This window comes from Agrococcus sp. Marseille-Q4369 (assembly GCF_018308945.1).
GTDB lineage: Bacteria > Actinomycetota > Actinomycetes > Actinomycetales > Microbacteriaceae > Agrococcus.
The window spans coordinates 1,093,691-1,109,228 of sequence record NZ_CP070501.1; the positions used below are offsets into that span (position 1 = coordinate 1,093,691).

Sequence of the window (15,538 nt, forward strand, 5' to 3'; positions counted from 1 at the left end):
CGCTGTAGCCATGCCCATGACCTCCGATCCCGAAGCCGACGGCCTGCGGCGCGAGCCCGATCCCGCCGCGGCCGACGACGTGCCGCACCTGCCGCTCATCGAGGCGGCGGGCGACGCGATCGCCGAGGCCGAAGCCGAGGCGAAGCCCTCGTGGCGCGGCTGGATCCACGCCGCGACCGCCCCGCTCGCGCTCGTCGCGGGCATCGTGCTCGTGCTCGTCGCCGACGGCGCGAGCGCGCGGCTCTCGACCGCCGTCTACGCGCTCTCGAGCGTGCTGATGTTCGGCGTCTCGGCGGTCTACCACCGCTTCACGTGGCAGGAGCGCACGCGCGTGCTGCTCAAGCGCTTCGACCACGCCAACATCTTCCTGCTCATCGCGGGGAGCTACACGCCCATCTCGCTGCTGACGCTCCCCTCGCCGACCGACTGGATCCTGCTCACCGTCATCTGGGGCGGCGCACTGCTCGGCATCGCCTTCCGCGTCTTCTGGATCGGGGCGCCGCGGTGGCTCTACGTGCCGATCTACCTCGCGCTCGGCTGGGCGGCCGTCGCGTTCCTGCCGCAGATCTGGGCGGCGAACGCGCTCACCGCGATGCTCGTGATCGCCGGCGGCCTCGCCTACACGGTCGGCGCGATCATCTACGGGATGAAGCGGCCGAATCCCGTGCCGGGGCACTTCGGCTTCCACGAGATCTTCCACGCGTGCACGTTCATCGCGTTCGTGTGCCACTTCACGGCGATCCTCATCGTCGCCGTCGCGCCGCCCGCCTGACGCGCCGCTAGCGTGGTGCGGGTGCGCCTCCCCCGACTCGCGACCGCCGCCCTCGTGGCAGCGGCCGCGCTCACCGTGGGCGGCTGCGTGCTCCCCGCCCCGCCCGAGCGCCCCGTCGATCGCGCGGACCCCCGGGCGCCGACGACGCCGAGCGGCGCCGCAGCGCCCGAGGTCGTCCCCGTCGAGCCCGACGCGCCCATCACGACCGCCGACGAGACCGCGAGCGACACGGGCGAGCTCTACGCTGGCTTCCCGGGCGAGACCTCCGACGGGTTCCTCCCCGACGCGGCGGTCGACGTCGTGCTGCCGCCGACGACCGGCACGCCCGTCGTGCGAGCCGGCATCGCCCTGCCCGTGCACGAGGAGGGCGACGAGCTGCTGCCCGGCACGCAGCACGAGGGCAGCCGCAACCTGCTGCTCACGACGAGCGGCCGGCTCGAGCTCGCGGCGGGCGGCGCGGAGTACACGTGCAGCGGCACCGTCATCAACAGCGCCTCGGGACTCGTCGTGCTCACCGCCGCGCACTGCATCTTCGACGACGACACCCGCGACTGGTACGACCGCATCTCGTTCGCGCCCGCCTACGAGCGCGGCGACGCGCCCTTCGGCACCTGGGTCGCAGAGGACTGGTGGGTGCCGGAGCAGTACCTCGAGGCGAACGACCGCTGGCTGGACGGCGCCGACGACGACGGCTGGATGGGCTTCGACTTCGGCTTCATCCGCTTCGCTCCGCAGGCATCCATGACGCTCGAGGATGCGGTGGGCGGCCAGGGCGTGAGCTTCACGGCCGAGTCGAACGGCGTCGTGATCGCCGGCTACCCCGGCAACGACCCGTTCGACAGCGAGGTGCTGCGGCACTGCGCGGAGGACCGGCTCGACTACGGCGCGGGCGGCGACGCGAACTACGGCGCGGATTGCGCCATGGGGGACGGGGCCTCGGGCTCGGCGTTCGTCTCGAACCTCGACCCGAAGACCGGCGCCGGCCACATCACCGCGGTCTTCTCCAACGGCGGCGCGACCGGCGCCTACGGCCCGCCGCTCGGCGTCACCGCGTGGAACGGGCTGCAGTCGATCGACGACTGACGCGCGTCAGTCGTTCGGGTCGTCCTGCGACTGCCCGAAGGCACCGACCTTCTTCGGCGCGGCCTTCGCCTGCTTGTCGGCCGCGCGCCGCTGCTGCCGGTTGCCGCCCTGCGCCTGCGCCTTGGCCGCGACCGCCGGGTTGCCGCTCTTCGCACGCCCCTTCGCCGTGGCCGTCGCGAGCTCCTTGCCGCGCGCGTCGTGCACCGACGCCTCGCCGTCCTCGTCGGGTGCCGAGTAGGTGAGCTTCGCCGTGTCCTCCTCGACCTCCTCGAGGCCGCCGCCCTCGATCGCGGGCGCCTCGGGGCTCGCGCCCTGGTGCACCTTGACCTCGAGGTTGAACAGGAACTGCACCGACTCCTCGCGGATCGCCGACATCATCTGCTGGTAGAGCGCGAAGCCCTCGTTCTGGTACTCGACGACCGGGTCGCGCTGCGCCATCGTGCGCAGGCCGATGCCCTCGCGCAAGTAGTCCATCTCGTAGAGGTGGTCGCGCCACTTCCGATCGATGACCGAGAGGACGACGCGGCGCTCGAGCAGGCGCATCGCGGGCGAGCCGAGCGACGCCTCGCGGCGCTCGTAGGCGAGCTTCGCGTCGGAGACGAGCTGCTCGTAGAGGAAGTCGGCCGTCAGGCGCGGCTGCGCCTCGGCGACGACCTCGTCGATCGTGATGCTGACGGGGTAGAGCGTCTTCGCCTCGCTCCACAGCGCCTCGAGGTTCCACTCGTCGCTGTCGCCGCCGACCGCGTGCGTGTCGACGAGCTCGCGGATCGTGCCCTCGAGGAAGCCCTGCACACGCCCCTGGAGGTCGTCCCCGTCGAGGATGTGGCGGCGGTCGGAGTAGATCGCCTCGCGCTGGCGGTTCATGACGTCGTCGTACTTCAGGACGTTCTTGCGCATCTCGGCGTTGCGCGCCTCGATCTGCGCCTGCGCGGAGCGGATCGTGCGGGAGAAGATCTTCGACTCGAGCGGGATCTCGTCCTCGTCGGCGTCGACGGCCATGAAGCGCTGCGCGACGGCGCCGCCGAACAGTCGCAGCAGGTCGTCCTGCATCGAGAGGTAGAAGCGGCTCTCGCCCGGGTCGCCCTGGCGGCCGGAGCGGCCGCGGAGCTGGTTGTCGATGCGGCGGGATTCGTGCCGCTCGGTGCCGAGCACGTAGAGGCCGCCGGCCTCGACGACCTGCTTCGCCTCCGCCTCGACGGCGGCCTTCACCTCGGCGAAGACCTCGTCCCAGCGCTCCTCGTACTCCTCCGGCGTCTCGGAGGGGCTCAGGCCCAGCTCCTGCATGCGCGTGACGGCGAGGTGCTCCGCGTTGCCGCCGAGCATGATGTCGGTGCCTCGACCGGCCATGTTCGTCGCGACCGTGACGGCGCCGAGGCGACCCGCCTGGGCGACGATCGATGCTTCGCGCGCGTGGTTCTTCGCGTTGAGCACCTCGTGCGCGACGCCGGCCTTCGCGAGCAGCCCCGAGAGGTACTCGCTCTTCTCGACGCTCGTGGTGCCGACGAGCACGGGCTGGCCCGCCTGGTGGCGCTCGACGATGTCCTCGACGACGTGCTTGAACTTGCCCTCGACGGTCGAGTAGACGAGGTCGGCCTGGTCGATGCGCTGCACCGGCTTGTTCGTCGGGATGGGGACGACACCGAGCTTGTAGGTCGACATGAACTCGGCGGCCTCGGTCTCGGCCGTGCCGGTCATGCCCGAGAGCTTCTGGTAGAGGCGGAAGTAGTTCTGCAGGGTGACCGTCGCGACCGTCTGGTTCTCGGCCTTGATCTGCACCCCTTCCTTCGCCTCGATCGCCTGGTGGATGCCCTCGTTGAAGCGGCGGCCCTGCATGATGCGGCCGGTGTGCTCGTCGACGATGAGCACCTCGCCGTTCATGACGACGTAGTCGGAGTCGCGCTTGAAGAGCGCCTTCGCCTTGAGCGCGGTGTTGAGGAACGAGATGAGCGGGGTGTTCGCCGACTCGTAGAGGCTGTCGATGCCGAGCAGGTCCTCGACCCGCTCGATGCCCGGCTCGAGCACGCCGACCGTCCGCTTCTTCTCGTCGACCTCGTAGTCGACATCGGGGCGCAGGCGCTTGGCGATGCGCGCGAACTCGGCGAACCAGCGGTTCGCCTCGCCCGCGGCGGGGCCCGAGATGATGAGCGGCGTGCGGGCCTCGTCGATGAGGATCGAGTCGACCTCGTCGACGATCGCGAAGCCGTGGCCGCGCTGCACCATGGCCTCCTTCGAGTGGGCCATGTTGTCGCGCAGGTAGTCGAAGCCGAACTCGTTGTTCGTGCCGTAGGTGACGTCGGCCGCGTACTGCTCGCGCCGCACCTCGGGCGACTGGCCCGCGACGATGCAGCCGGTCGTCATGCCGAGCGCGCGGAAGACGCGGCCCATGAGCTCCGACTGATAGCTCGCGAGGTAGTCGTTGACCGTGACGATGTGCACGCCCTCGCCGGTGATGGCGTTGAGGTAGGCGGCGATCGGCGCCACGAGCGTCTTGCCCTCACCGGTCTTCATCTCGGCGATGTTGCCGAGGTGGAGCGCGGCGGCACCCATGACCTGCACGTCGTACGGACGCATCCCGAGCGTGCGCTTCGCGGCTTCGCGCACGGCGGCGAAGGCCTCGGGCAGCATCGTCTCGAGCGCCTCGCCGTCGGCGTGGCGCTGGCGGAACTCAGCGGTCTCCTGCGCCAGCTCCTCGTCGGTGAGCTCCTCGAACGCATCCTCGAGCTTCGCCACGTCGGCGGCGATGCGCTCGAGTCGCCGCAGCAGCCGGCCTTCGCCGGCGCGCAGCATTTTCTCGAAGAAGTTGGCCACGAGGGATGCCTCCCGTGCGTTGGGGGAAAGGGACGGTCCTTGACCGACTGCCCATCGTAGCAACCGGCGCCCGGCGGCGCCCCTGCGATGCTCAGGGGCGCCGCGGGGTCGCGTCAGGAAGCGGCCGCGGGCGCGCTCTCCTCGGTGGTCTCGGGCTCGGCGATCGAGTCGTCGAGCGAGATGACGCCGTAGGACCAGCCCTTGCGGCGGTAGACGACGGCGCACTCGTCGGTGGCCTCGTCGACGAAGAGGTAGAAGGGGTGCCCGACGAGCTCCATCTGGTCGACGGCGTCGCTCACGCTCATCTTCCTGGCCGGGAAGCGCTTCTTGCGGATGACGACCGGCGACCACTCCTGGTCCTGCTCGGGCTGCTGCTCGACGACGGGGTTGGAGCCGGTCGCGACCGCCTCGACGATCTCCGGGTCGGCGGGGGTGATCGCGACCTGCTCGAACCCGGTCACGACGGCCTCGCGCAGCGGGGTGCGGCGGCGGGCGCTGTGGTCGTGCCGCTTGTCGTGCACGCGGCGGGCGCGCTCCATGATGCGGTGGAACGCGGCGTCGAAGGCGATGTACTTGTCGGGCCCGTCGGACTCGGCGCGGATGATCGAGCCCGGCCCGTGCACGGTGATCTCGACGCGGCCGCCGGCGGTCGCATGCGGGTCGGCGTGGCGCGAGAGCCTGACGTCGAGGGCGGTGGCGCGCGGCAGGAGCTGCGTGACCTTGGCGAGCTTCTCCTCCGCGTAGGCCCGGAACCTGTCCGTGATGTTCGCGCCCCTCGCGCCGAATGTGATCTCCATCGTTGCCTCCCATCAGGTACGGCGTCGGCGCCAGCGGCTGCGGGCCGACTTGCGTGGCGATCACCATACCCCGCCCGTCCGGGCGTCGGCCGGGCGCGCCGAGAGGCGTCGCTCGGTGCGCGCGACGGCGACGATCGCGACCGGTCGGCAGCCCGCGGCGCGCAGCGCTCGCACGCCCTCGCGGGCCGTCGCGCCGCTCGTGACGACGTCGTCGACGAGCACCGCGGCGGCTCCGGCCAGCCGGGCGCGATCCCGCCGGCCGAGCTCGAGCGAGCCGCGAGCCGCGAGCGCCCGCTCCTCGGCCGATCGCTCCTTCTGCGCGCCGGGAGGGGCGCGCCCGGCGACGCGCCGGAGCGGCACCGCCGTGAGGCCCGCGCCGCGCAGGACGAGCTCGACGGGGTCGAAGCCGCGCTGTCGAAGCCCGGCCCGGCTCGAGGGCACGCGCACGAGCTCCCCCGCCGGCGCGGACGCGATCGCGAGCGCGAGGCCCGCGCCGAGCGCTCGCGCCGTCGCCCGGTCGCCGCGCTCCTTGCACGCACCGACGAGCGCTCGCACCGCTCCCTCGTAGCGCGCGGCGGCGACGAGCGGCACGCCGTCGAGCAGCTCGTGCTCGGGGCCGGCGAGCAGCAGTCCCGCGCATGCCCGGCAGACGGGGGTGTCGAGCGCACCGCAGCCGGCGCACTCGACCGGCCAGAGCACGCTCGCGGCCTCGCGCAGCGCCGGGACCAGCGCCGACAGCCGCACCGAGCCCATCCGCATGCCCGCACGGTCGCATCCCGGCGCGCGGGCGCGCTCAGGCGATCGGCGCGGCTGTGGAGAGGATCACTGCTGCGTCGCGACGAGACCGATGGCTCCGAGGCCCGGCACGGGGCTCCACACGCTGCCGCGGAGCGCGAGCAGCGAGCCGTCCACGCCGAGCGCGCGGAGCGTCGCCGCGCCCTCGCTCCCGCCGACGACCGCGCGCACGGGCTCCCCCGGTGCGGGCAGCTGCTCGGAGGCGCCGCCGACCTCGAGCAGCACGACCTGCGACTGGTCGCCGGCCGCGGCGAGCACCGCGAGCTGCGTCGGGCTCGTCCACGTCACGTCGCTCGCGGCGCCGTCGATGCGCGGGAGCGCATACGGCTCGCCGAGCGAGACGGGGCGGCCCGCGACATCGCGGATCACGGCCGCGACCCACACCTGGCTCACGCTCCCGTCGACGGTCGTGATCGCGAGCCGCGCGCCATCCCGCGAGAGCTCGATCGCCGCGATGCGATCGGCCCCGGGCGGCAGCTGCAGCTCGGCGCGCTCCCCCGCGCGCCACGCGAGCAGCCGCTGCGGCGCCGCGGCCTCCTGCAGGATCACCCAGCCGCTGTCGTCGGTCGTCGCGGGCAGCGCGGCATCGGCCGAGATCGCGACCGGGCCGGCGCCGGGCTCGAGCCACAGCGCGATCGTGCCGGTGGTCGCGACCCCGCCGGCGGCACCGACAGTGTAGTCGCTCGCGCCGATCGACGCGAGCGTCGGCCCGACGTCGTCGATGGCCGAGGAGCCGCCGCCGATCGGCCGCAGCGTCGAGCCGTCGAGCACGAGCGGCCGCTGGTCGACGTCGCCGTCGTCGAGCGGAGCGGCGTCGGCGCTCGACGCGGTGAGCCCGGCGAGTCCGTCGACCTCGACGCGCACCTCGCGCACGCCGAGCGAGCGCAGCGAGAGCGCGAGCTGCGCCGCGAGCTGCTGCAGGCTCCCGCTGCCGCGCTGCTCCACCTGGGCGAAGTCGAGCGTCACGGTCGCGACGGTGCCCTCGACCACCGGCTCGCCGACCCGCTGCGCCTCCGGGGCGCCGGCCGTCGTGACGGCGGGCGAGAGCCAGGTCGAGGGGCCGTCGAGCAGCGCGTCGACCATGCGGCCCGCGAGCGTCGAGGCGGTGCGCTCGAACCAGCGCACCTCCGGCACCGCGCGCGTGCCGTCGGGCGTGAGCCACGCGAGCGCGTGCGAGCGGAAGAGCTGGGCGAAGTGGAAGGCGGAGAGCACGATGCCGTCCGGCGCCTGCGCGATCCTCCACTCCCCCGCGACCCGCAGCATCCGGAACTCGAGCATCCGCTCGCTGCCGACGAGCTCGAGCGCGCCGCCCGCGTCAAGCTCGGAGACCGCCGTGACGACCGCCGTCGCGGCCGTCTCGCCGCCGAGCGAGACCTCGGGCTGGCCCGAGCGCACGATGACGCCCGCCTGGGGGCGCCAGCGCTCGGCCTCGCCCGAGACGAGGTACTCGCGCGCGATGGCGAAGTCGTCGTCGGGGGTGATCGCGGCGGCGAGGAAGCCGCGCACGATCTCCTCCTGCGTCGCCCCGACGCGCGGCGACTCGGCGATGAAGACGAGGTCGCTCGACCGCTCGGCATCGTCGACGCGGCCAGCCGTCACGGGCCCCGAATCGGGGATCGCGACGCAGCCGGTGAGCACGAGCAGCGCGGCGAGCGCTGCGATGGCGCGCTTCATCGCTCCACCTCCTCGGTCGTCGTGCGGGTCGCGGGGTCGACGAGCGCGATCGGCGCGCTCGCCATGTCCTCGTCCGCCGCTCTCGCGGGCTCCGCAGGCGGCGGCGCCTCGGCGGGCGGCAGGTCGATCGGCGAGACGACCGTGCGAGCGCCGGCGCGCGGGAGGGTGAGCCGGAACGCGGTGCCCTCGCCGGGCCTCGACCACACGTCGATCCAGCCGCCGTGCAGCGCCGCGTCGTCGCGGCTGATCGAGAGCCCGAGGCCCGTGCCGCCCGTGCGGCGCTGCCGCGACGGGTCGGCGCGCCAGAAGCGGTCGAAGACGCGCGACGCCTCCTCCTCGGTCATGCCGACGCCGTGGTCGCGCACGGCGATCGCGGCCGCGTCGCTCGACGAGTCGACCGTCACGACGATCGGGTGGCCCTCGCCGTGATCGATCGCGTTGCCGAGCAGGTTCTGCAGGATCCGGCGGATGCGGCGCGGGTCGACCTCTGCCTCGAAGTGCCCTCCGGGCGCGACGAGCCGCAGCTCGCTGCCGCGCTCGGCGGCGAGCGGCTCGAGCGCCGAGATCTCGCCTTGCGCGAGCCGCACGAGGTTGGTCGGCTCGATCTCGAGCTGCGCCGCGCGGGCGTCGAAGCGGCTGAGCTCGAGCAGGTCGGCGAGCAGCCGCTCGAAGCGCTCGATCTGCGTGTGCAGCAGCTCGACCGTGCGCCCGGCGACGGGGTCGAACGCCTCCCGCCGGTCGTGCAGCACGTCGCCCGCGAGCTTGATGGTCGTGAGCGGCGTGCGCAGCTCGTGCGAGACGTCGCTCACGAAGCGCTGCTGCACGGTCGAGAGCGTCGCGAGCTCGTTGATCTGCACCTCGATCGAGTCGGCCATGTCGTTGAACGAGCGCCCGAGCGTCGCGACCTCGTCGTCGCCGCGCACGGGGATGCGCACGTCGAGCTCGCCCGCGGCGATGCGCGCGGCCGAGTCGGCCGCCTGCTGCACGGGCCCGACGACCATGCGCGCGACGAACCACGTGATGAGGCCGATGAGCGCGATGAGCGCGAGCCCCCCGAGCACCATCGTGAGCTGCATGAAGCCGAGCGTCGCCTGCGTCGACTGCAGGCTTGTCTGCAGGTAGAGCTCGTAGCGGCCCGCGAGCGGCACGTCGACGGTCGTGCCGACGACGATCGCGGGCTCGGAGCTGCCGCCCTGCTCGAGCCGCACCGATTGGTAGTAGGGCGTGGTGTCGGATGCGGAGGCGACGGATGCGCGGAGCTCGCTCGAGAGCAGGTCGGTGTCGAAGGCCTGCGACTGCACGTCGTTCATCTGCAGGAGGGTCTCGCCCTGCCGGTCGCTGCGGAGCATCGCGTACTCCGTCGACGTGCGGCTCGCGATGAGGCCGGTGACGGCGTCGAGCGCGCGGTCTTGCAGCGCATCCACCTCTCCGCTCGTGAGCGTCGCGGTGACGGCCTCGTCGAAGATCTGCTGCATCTCGCCCGAGGCGCGCACCGCCTCGACGAGCGCCTCGTCGCGGCGCGTCTCGAAGAGGTTCTGCCCGACCGAGAGCGACATGTAGCCGAAGACGCCGACGAGCGCGAGCGTCGAGAGCGCCATGCTCGCCGCGACGACGCGCCACTGCAGCGAGCGCCGCAGCACGCGGGTCGCCGTCTCCCAGATCGGGCGGCGTCGCGCGGCCATGGCCTAGCCGGTGGGGGCGCCGGCGCGGTAGCCGACCCCGCGGACGGTCGTGACGACCACCGGGTTGTCGACGTCACGCTCGACCTTGGAGCGCAGCCGCTGCACGTGCACGTTCACGAGGCGCGTGTCGGCCTTGTAGTGGTAGCCCCACACCTGCTCGAGCAGCATCTCGCGCGAGAACACCTGGTTGGGCTTCTGCGCGAGCGTGACGAGCAGCTCGAACTCGAGCGGCGTGAGCGCGATCGCCTCGCCGCCGCGCGTGACGCGGTGGCCCTCGACGTCGATCTCGAGGTCGGCGACGCGGAGGACGCCGCCGTCCTCCTGCCGCGGCGCCCGCAGTCGCGTGCGCACGCGCGCGACGAGCTCCTTCGGGTTGAACGGCTTCACGACGTAGTCGTCGGCGCCCGACTCGAGCCCGAGCACGACGTCGGTCGGGTCGCCCTTCGCGGTGAGCATGATGATCGGCACGCCCGACTCCTCGCGGATCTCGGTGCAGATCTGGATGCCGTCCTTGCCCGGGAGCATGAGGTCGAGGAGCACGAGGTCGGGACGGACGTCGCGGAACCGGTCGAGCGCATCCGACCCGTCGGCGCAGTGCTCGAGGCGGTAGCCCTCGGCCTCGAGCACGATGCCGATCATCTCGGCGAGCGCGAGATCGTCGTCGACGACGAGGATCGTCTGCTCAGCCATCGAGCGCTCCCCTCCAGGGCCGCGGGACGGCGCGGCTCCCGTCAGGGTAGCCGAGTCCGCCTCGAGGATGCCTCCCGCGTCCGGCTCGTCGAGCAGCCCGGGCGACGGCAGCGCGCAGGGCCGGCCCTGAGGCGCGTCCTCCTAGGCCGCTCAGAGGTGCCGCTAGGGTCGTTGACAGCGGGCGTCCCCCGCTTCCAGTGCAACGGCGCATGCAAAGAGAGGGAAGCCCATGGGTTCTCTGGTCCTGATGCTGATCGGTCTGGCGATGTTCGCGGTCGGCTACTTCGTCTACTCCAAGTACCTCGCGCGCCGGGTCTTCCGGCTCGACGCCGCGTTCAAGACCCCCGCGCACGAGCTGCGCGACGGCGTCGACTACGTGCCGACGAACAAGTTCATCCTCTGGGGCCACCACTTCACGTCGGTCGCCGGCGCAGCCCCGATCGTCGGACCCGCCATCGCGGTCATCTGGGGCTGGCTGCCCGCGTTCCTGTGGGTCACGATCGGCACGGTGTTCTTCGCCGGCATGCACGACCTCGGCACGCTCTGGGCGTCGCTGCGCAACAAGGGCAAGTCGATCGGCGCGCTCTCGGGCCGCTACATCGGCAAGCGCGGCGCGAACCTCTTCCTCGTCGTCATCTTCCTGCTGCTGCTCATGGTGATCGCGGCGTTCGCGGTCGTCATCAAGAACCTGCTCATCAGCACGCCGACCGCCGTCATCCCCACGTGGGGCGCCATCATCGTCGCCCTCCTCGTCGGTGTCGCGGTCTACCGGATGCGGTGGCCGCTCATCCCCGTCACGATCGTCGGCGTCGTGGCGCTCTACGCGCTCATCGGGCTCGGCGACAGCATGCCGGTCGTGCTTCCCGAGAGCTTCCTCGGCATGTCGCCCGCGACGTTCTGGATCCTCGCCCTGTTCGTCTACGGCGCGATCGCGTCGCTGCTGCCCGTGTGGGTGCTGCTGCAGCCGCGCGACTACATCAACGGCGTGCAGCTCTTCGTCGGGCTCATCCTGCTGTTCGGCTCGGTGCTCGTCGCGACCCTCTTCGGCGCCGTGAAGCCCGAGATCGTCGCGCCGATGTTCAACACCGACCTGCCAGCGGGCACACCGAGCCTCGTGCCGCTGCTGTTCGTCACCATCGCGTGCGGCGCGATCTCCGGCTTCCACGGCATGGTGTCCTCGGGCACGAGCTCGAAGCAGATCGACAAGGAGACCGACGCGCGGTTCGTCGGCTACTTCGGCGCGGTCGGTGAGGGCCTGCTCTCGCTCGGCACGATCCTCGCGGTCATCGGCGGCATCCAGTCGGCCGGCGAGTGGCGCGAGATCTACAGCGAGTTCGGCGCCGGCGGCGTGAACGCGTTCGTGCAGGGCGGCGGCGCGCTCATGCAGAACGGCCTCGGCCTGCCCGCGTCGCTGAGCGCTACGGTGCTCGCCACCATGGCGGTGCTGTTCGCGGCCACGACCATGGACACCGGCATGCGACTGCTGCGCTTCATCGTGCAGGAGATCGGCCAGACGCTGAAGGTGCGCATCACCAAGATCCCCGCAACGGTCGTGGTCGTGGTCGTGGGCCTCGGCCTGACGTTCTCCCAGGGGCTCGGCGGCGAGGGCGGACTGCGCATCTGGCCGCTGTTCGGCACGACGAACCAGCTGCTCGCGTCCCTCTCGCTCTCGATCATCGCGGTCATGCTCATCCGCAAGCGACGCAACCCCCTGCCCGCGATCATCCCGCTCGTGCTCGTGTTCGTGCTGTCGTTCTGGGCGGCGCTCGAGCAGCTCGTCGGCTTCACGGCCCCCGACAACCCCGATTGGCTGCTGTTCGCGATCGATGTCGTCATCATCATCGCGAGCGTCTGGGTCGCGGTCGAGGCGGTGCTCGCGATGCGCCGCGCCTTCAAGGCGGAGCCGGAGCCCGAGGACGAGGACGCCCAGCTCGCGGCCGAGCGCGAGACCGTCTGACGCGTGCCGTCGCACGCGCGGGCCCAGCGCCGGGAGCAGGCCTCCCGGCGCTGGGCCGCGCTGCGATCGGGTCTGCACGAGTTCTACGTCGGCCCCTACCGGCAGACGCTCCTGCGGGAGCAGCGCGACGAGGACGACCTGTTCATGATCGTCGTGCTCGGCGAGGCGCTCGGCGTGCCCGATCCCGCGGCCTACTACTCGGCTGAGCTGCTGCCGGCGGTGTGGCAGGACTTCCACGCCTGGCACCGCCGCATCGGCATCCCCGACTCGCCGCTCGACCACATCGCATGCTGCTGACGGTCGCGCGCTCGCGCCGCATCCTGTTCGTCGGCGGCAAGGGCGGAGTCGGGAAGACCTCGGTCGCCGCCGCGCTCGCGCTCGCTCGCGCGCGCGAGGGCGCTCGCGTGCTGCTCGTCTCGACCGATCCCGCCCACAACCTCGGCCACGTGTGGGGCGAGGCGGTGGCGGATGCGCCGACCCGGGTGCTCACGCTCGGCGGCGGCGTCGTCGACGCGGTCGAGATCGACCCGCTCGAGACGATCGAGCGGCACTTCGCCTCCGTCGCCGACACGATGCGGCACCTGCTGCCCGAGCGCCTGCACGCCTCGGCGAGCGCGCACCTCGAGCGGGCGCGGACTGCTCCGGGCAGCCACGAGTCCGCGGTGCTCGAGCGCATCGCCGAGCTCGTCGCGGGGGGCCTCGAGACGCACGACCTCATCGTCTTCGACACCGCGCCCTCGGGGCACACGCTGCGGCTCCTCGCCCTGCCCGAGCAGCTGACGGGCTGGACCGAGACGCTGCTGGCCAACCGCGACCGCTCCGACCGCTTCGCCGCCGCTGCGCGCAGCGTCGTCGGCACGCGCGACGAGCGGCCCTCCGCCGATGCGCAGCTCCGCCGCACGCTCATCGCGCGCCGCGACCGCTTCGCCCTGCTGCGCACGACCATCACCGACGCGGCGCAGACCTCGTTCGTCGTCGTCGCCATCGCCGAGCGGCTGCCGGTCGCCGAGTCGATCGACGTCGTGCGCCAGCTGCGGCAGCTCGGCGTCGACCCGGCCGCGATCGTCGTGAACCGCCGCTCCCCTGCCGATGCGGGCCCGCTGCTGGCCGAGCGGCGCGCTCAGGAGGAGCAGCACCTCGCCGCCCTGCGCGACGGGGCGGCCGGCATCCCGATCGCACAGGTGCCGCTGCTGCCGGGCGACCTCGCGGGCGCCGAAGCGCTCGGAGCGCTCGCGGACCGCCTAACCGCCGCGACCTGACCCGCGCTCCCGCCCGCCGGGCGCAGAGTCCCGACACTCTGCGCTGCGCGCGCCTCCCGACCGCAGAGTCCCGGCACTCTGCGCCAGAGCGCGCACCTCGAGCGCAGAGTCCCGGCACTCTGCGCGCAGCTCGTCAGGTCTCGAGGGCCTCGTGCGCCTCGAGCCACTGCTCCTCGAGCTGCTCGATCCGCTCGTCGACCGCCGCGAGCTCGGCCTGCAGCGCGGCGAGCGCGTCGAAGTCGGCGTGGTCGGCGTTCTCGAAGCGCTGCAGCACCCGCTCGCGATCGCTCGTCGCCTTCGCGAGCCGCCGGTCGAGGCTCGCGGCCTCCTTCTCCATCGCGCGGCGCTCGGCGCCCGAGAGTGCGGCGGCGTCGGCTGCGTCGGCGTCCGGTCTCGACGCGCCGCCTTCGGCGGCTGCTCGACCAGCGGAGGTCACCGATCCCTTCCCCGATCGCTCGAGGTACGCATCCACCCCGCCCGGCATGTGCACGAGCCGCCCGTCCATGACCGCGTACTGGTGGTCGGTGACGCGCTCGATGAGGTAGCGGTCGTGGCTCACGACGATGAGGCAGCCCGCCCACGAGTCGAGCACGTCCTCCATCGCGGCGAGCATGTCGGTGTCGAGGTCGTTCGTCGGCTCGTCGAGGATGAGCACGTTCGGCTCGTCGAGCAGGATGAGCAGCAGCTGCAGGCGCCGCCGCTGGCCGCCCGAGAGGTCCTTCACAAGGGTCGAGAGCTCACCCGAGCGGAAGCCGAGCCGCTCGAGCAGCTGGCCGGGCGTGAGCTCCTTGCCGCCGCTCGCGTAGCTCGACTTGAGCCGCCCGACGACGGTGCGCACGGGCTCGTCCTCGTGCTGCTCGAGCTCCTCGAGCTCCTGCGTGAGCTCGGCGATCTTCACCGTCTTGCCGGTCTTCACGCGGCCCGAGGTGGGGCGGATGCGTCCGGCGATGAGGGCGAGCAGGGTCGACTTCCCCGCGCCGTTGCGGCCGAGCACGCCCGCGCGCTCGCCGGGGGCGATGCGCCACGTGACGTCGTCGAGGACGGTCTTCCCGCCCAGCTCGACCGAGGCGCCCTCGATGTCGACGACGTCCTTCCCGAGCCGGGTCGCGGCGAGCTGCGCGAGCTGGATGGGGTCGCGCACGGGCGGCTCGTCCTCGATGAGCTGCGTCGCCGCCTCGATGCGGAACTTCGGCTTCGCGGTGCGGGCGGGCGCGCCGCGGCGCAGCCACGCGAGCTCCTTCTTCATGAGGTTCTGCCGCTTCGCCTCGCTCGCGGCGGCCATCCGGTCGCGCTCGACGCGCTGCAGCACGTACGCCGCGTAGCCGCCCTCGAACGGCTCCACGACGCCGTCGTGCACCTCCCACGTGCCCGTGCACACCGCATCCAGGAACCACCGGTCGTGGGTGACGGCGACGAACGCGCCGCGACCGGTCGCGAAGCGGGCGTTCAGGTGGTCGGCGAGCCAGGCGATGCCCTGCACGTCGAGGTGGTTGGTGGGCTCGTCGAGGAAGAGCACGTCCCAGTCGCCCGCGAGCAGCTGGGCGAGGGCGACGCGGCGACGCTGGCCGCCCGAGAGGTCGCCGATGCGCGCGTGCCAGTCGAGGTCGCCGACGAGGCCGGAGATGAGGTCGCGGATGCGCGCGTCGCCCGCCCACTCGTGCTCGGGCCGGTCGCCGACGACCGCCTGCGCGATCGTGCCGTCAGGGTCGAGCGTGTCGCGCTGGTCGAGCACCCCGACCTGCAGGCCGCCGCGGCGCGTGACGCGGCCGCTCGTCGGCTCGAGCAGCCCCGCGAGCACGCGCAGCAGCGTCGACTTGCCGTCGCCGTTGCGGCCGACGATGCCGATGCGGTCGCCGTCCTCGAGGCCGAGGGAGATCGACTCGAACACGGTGCGGGTCGGGAACGCGACGCCGACGCGCTCGGCGCCCAGGAGATGTGCCATATCCCCTCCATCATCCCGCACGCCGCGCATCGGCGCCCGCCGACCGCATCCCGCCGCCCGGTCTGCCGCCGCATCCGCC

12 protein-coding genes are annotated in these 15,538 nt (G+C 72.6%); 5 read left to right on the plus strand and 7 right to left on the minus strand.

The annotated features are described in order from the left end of the window. Positions 1-16: 16 nt before the first annotated feature. Both trhA and JSQ78_RS05525 read left to right on the plus strand, forming a co-directional pair. Positions 17-772 carry a PAQR family membrane homeostasis protein TrhA gene (gene trhA / locus JSQ78_RS05520; RefSeq protein ID WP_211450532.1) on the plus strand — a complete coding sequence of 252 codons (756 nt, stop codon included), beginning with the start codon at positions 17-19 and terminating at the stop codon, positions 770-772. Positions 773-793: 21 nt separating this feature from the next. After that, a complete protein-coding gene (locus JSQ78_RS05525; RefSeq protein WP_211450035.1) occupies positions 794-1,855 on the plus strand; it encodes a trypsin-like serine peptidase in 1,062 nt (353 codons plus the stop codon). A 6-nt stretch (positions 1,856-1,861) separates the two neighbouring features. On the opposite strand, the gene secA is transcribed toward JSQ78_RS05525, so the two are convergent. The 6 genes from secA to mtrA all read right to left on the minus strand — a co-directional run bounded on the left by secA (position 1,862) and on the right by mtrA (position 10,301). Then, positions 1,862-4,663 (minus strand): preprotein translocase subunit SecA, encoded by a 2,802-nt coding sequence (gene secA / locus JSQ78_RS05530; protein WP_211450037.1) that lies wholly within the window; start codon positions 4,661-4,663, stop codon positions 1,862-1,864. Positions 4,664-4,776: 113 nt separating this feature from the next. Next, positions 4,777-5,460, minus strand: a complete 684-nt coding sequence (hpf, locus tag JSQ78_RS05535; protein WP_211450039.1) for a ribosome hibernation-promoting factor, HPF/YfiA family — start codon at positions 5,458-5,460, stop codon at positions 4,777-4,779. Between the two features lie 60 nt (positions 5,461-5,520). Beyond that, positions 5,521-6,219 (minus strand): ComF family protein, encoded by a 699-nt coding sequence (locus tag JSQ78_RS05540; RefSeq protein WP_211450041.1) that lies wholly within the window; start codon positions 6,217-6,219, stop codon positions 5,521-5,523. A 63-nt stretch (positions 6,220-6,282) separates the two neighbouring features. Further along, positions 6,283-7,929, minus strand: coding sequence for an LpqB family beta-propeller domain-containing protein (locus JSQ78_RS05545; protein ID WP_211450043.1), 1,647 nt, complete (start codon positions 7,927-7,929; stop codon positions 6,283-6,285). Then, a complete protein-coding gene (gene mtrB, locus JSQ78_RS05550) occupies positions 7,926-9,611 on the minus strand; it encodes an MtrAB system histidine kinase MtrB (RefSeq protein WP_211450045.1) in 1,686 nt (561 codons plus the stop codon). Before mtrB ends, JSQ78_RS05545 begins: the two co-directional genes overlap by 4 nt. A gap of 3 nt (positions 9,612-9,614) precedes the next feature. After that, positions 9,615-10,301, minus strand: a complete 687-nt coding sequence (gene mtrA, locus JSQ78_RS05555) for an MtrAB system response regulator MtrA (protein ID WP_211450048.1) — start codon at positions 10,299-10,301, stop codon at positions 9,615-9,617. Positions 10,302-10,530: 229 nt separating this feature from the next. On the opposite strand from mtrA, the gene JSQ78_RS05560 reads away from it, so the two are divergent. Genes JSQ78_RS05560 through JSQ78_RS05570 form a run of 3 tightly spaced genes read left to right on the plus strand, consistent with a single transcriptional unit; the run spans position 10,531 to position 13,517 of the window. Beyond that, positions 10,531-12,258: a carbon starvation CstA family protein gene (locus JSQ78_RS05560; protein WP_211450050.1), complete on the plus strand. Its 1,728-nt coding sequence runs from the start codon at positions 10,531-10,533 to the stop codon at positions 12,256-12,258. A 3-nt stretch (positions 12,259-12,261) separates the two neighbouring features. Next, entirely contained in the window at positions 12,262-12,555 is a 294-nt protein-coding gene (locus JSQ78_RS05565; protein WP_211450052.1) for a cory-CC-star protein, read from the plus strand. Then, positions 12,546-13,517 (plus strand): ArsA family ATPase, encoded by a 972-nt coding sequence (locus JSQ78_RS05570; RefSeq protein ID WP_211450054.1) that lies wholly within the window; start codon positions 12,546-12,548, stop codon positions 13,515-13,517. Before JSQ78_RS05565 ends, JSQ78_RS05570 begins: the two co-directional genes overlap by 10 nt. A gap of 133 nt (positions 13,518-13,650) precedes the next feature. Here JSQ78_RS05570 and JSQ78_RS05575 read toward each other — a convergent pair whose 3' ends face one another. After that, positions 13,651-15,459, minus strand: a complete 1,809-nt coding sequence (locus JSQ78_RS05575; protein ID WP_211450055.1) for an ABC-F family ATP-binding cassette domain-containing protein — start codon at positions 15,457-15,459, stop codon at positions 13,651-13,653. Between the last annotated feature and the right edge of the window lie 79 nt (positions 15,460-15,538).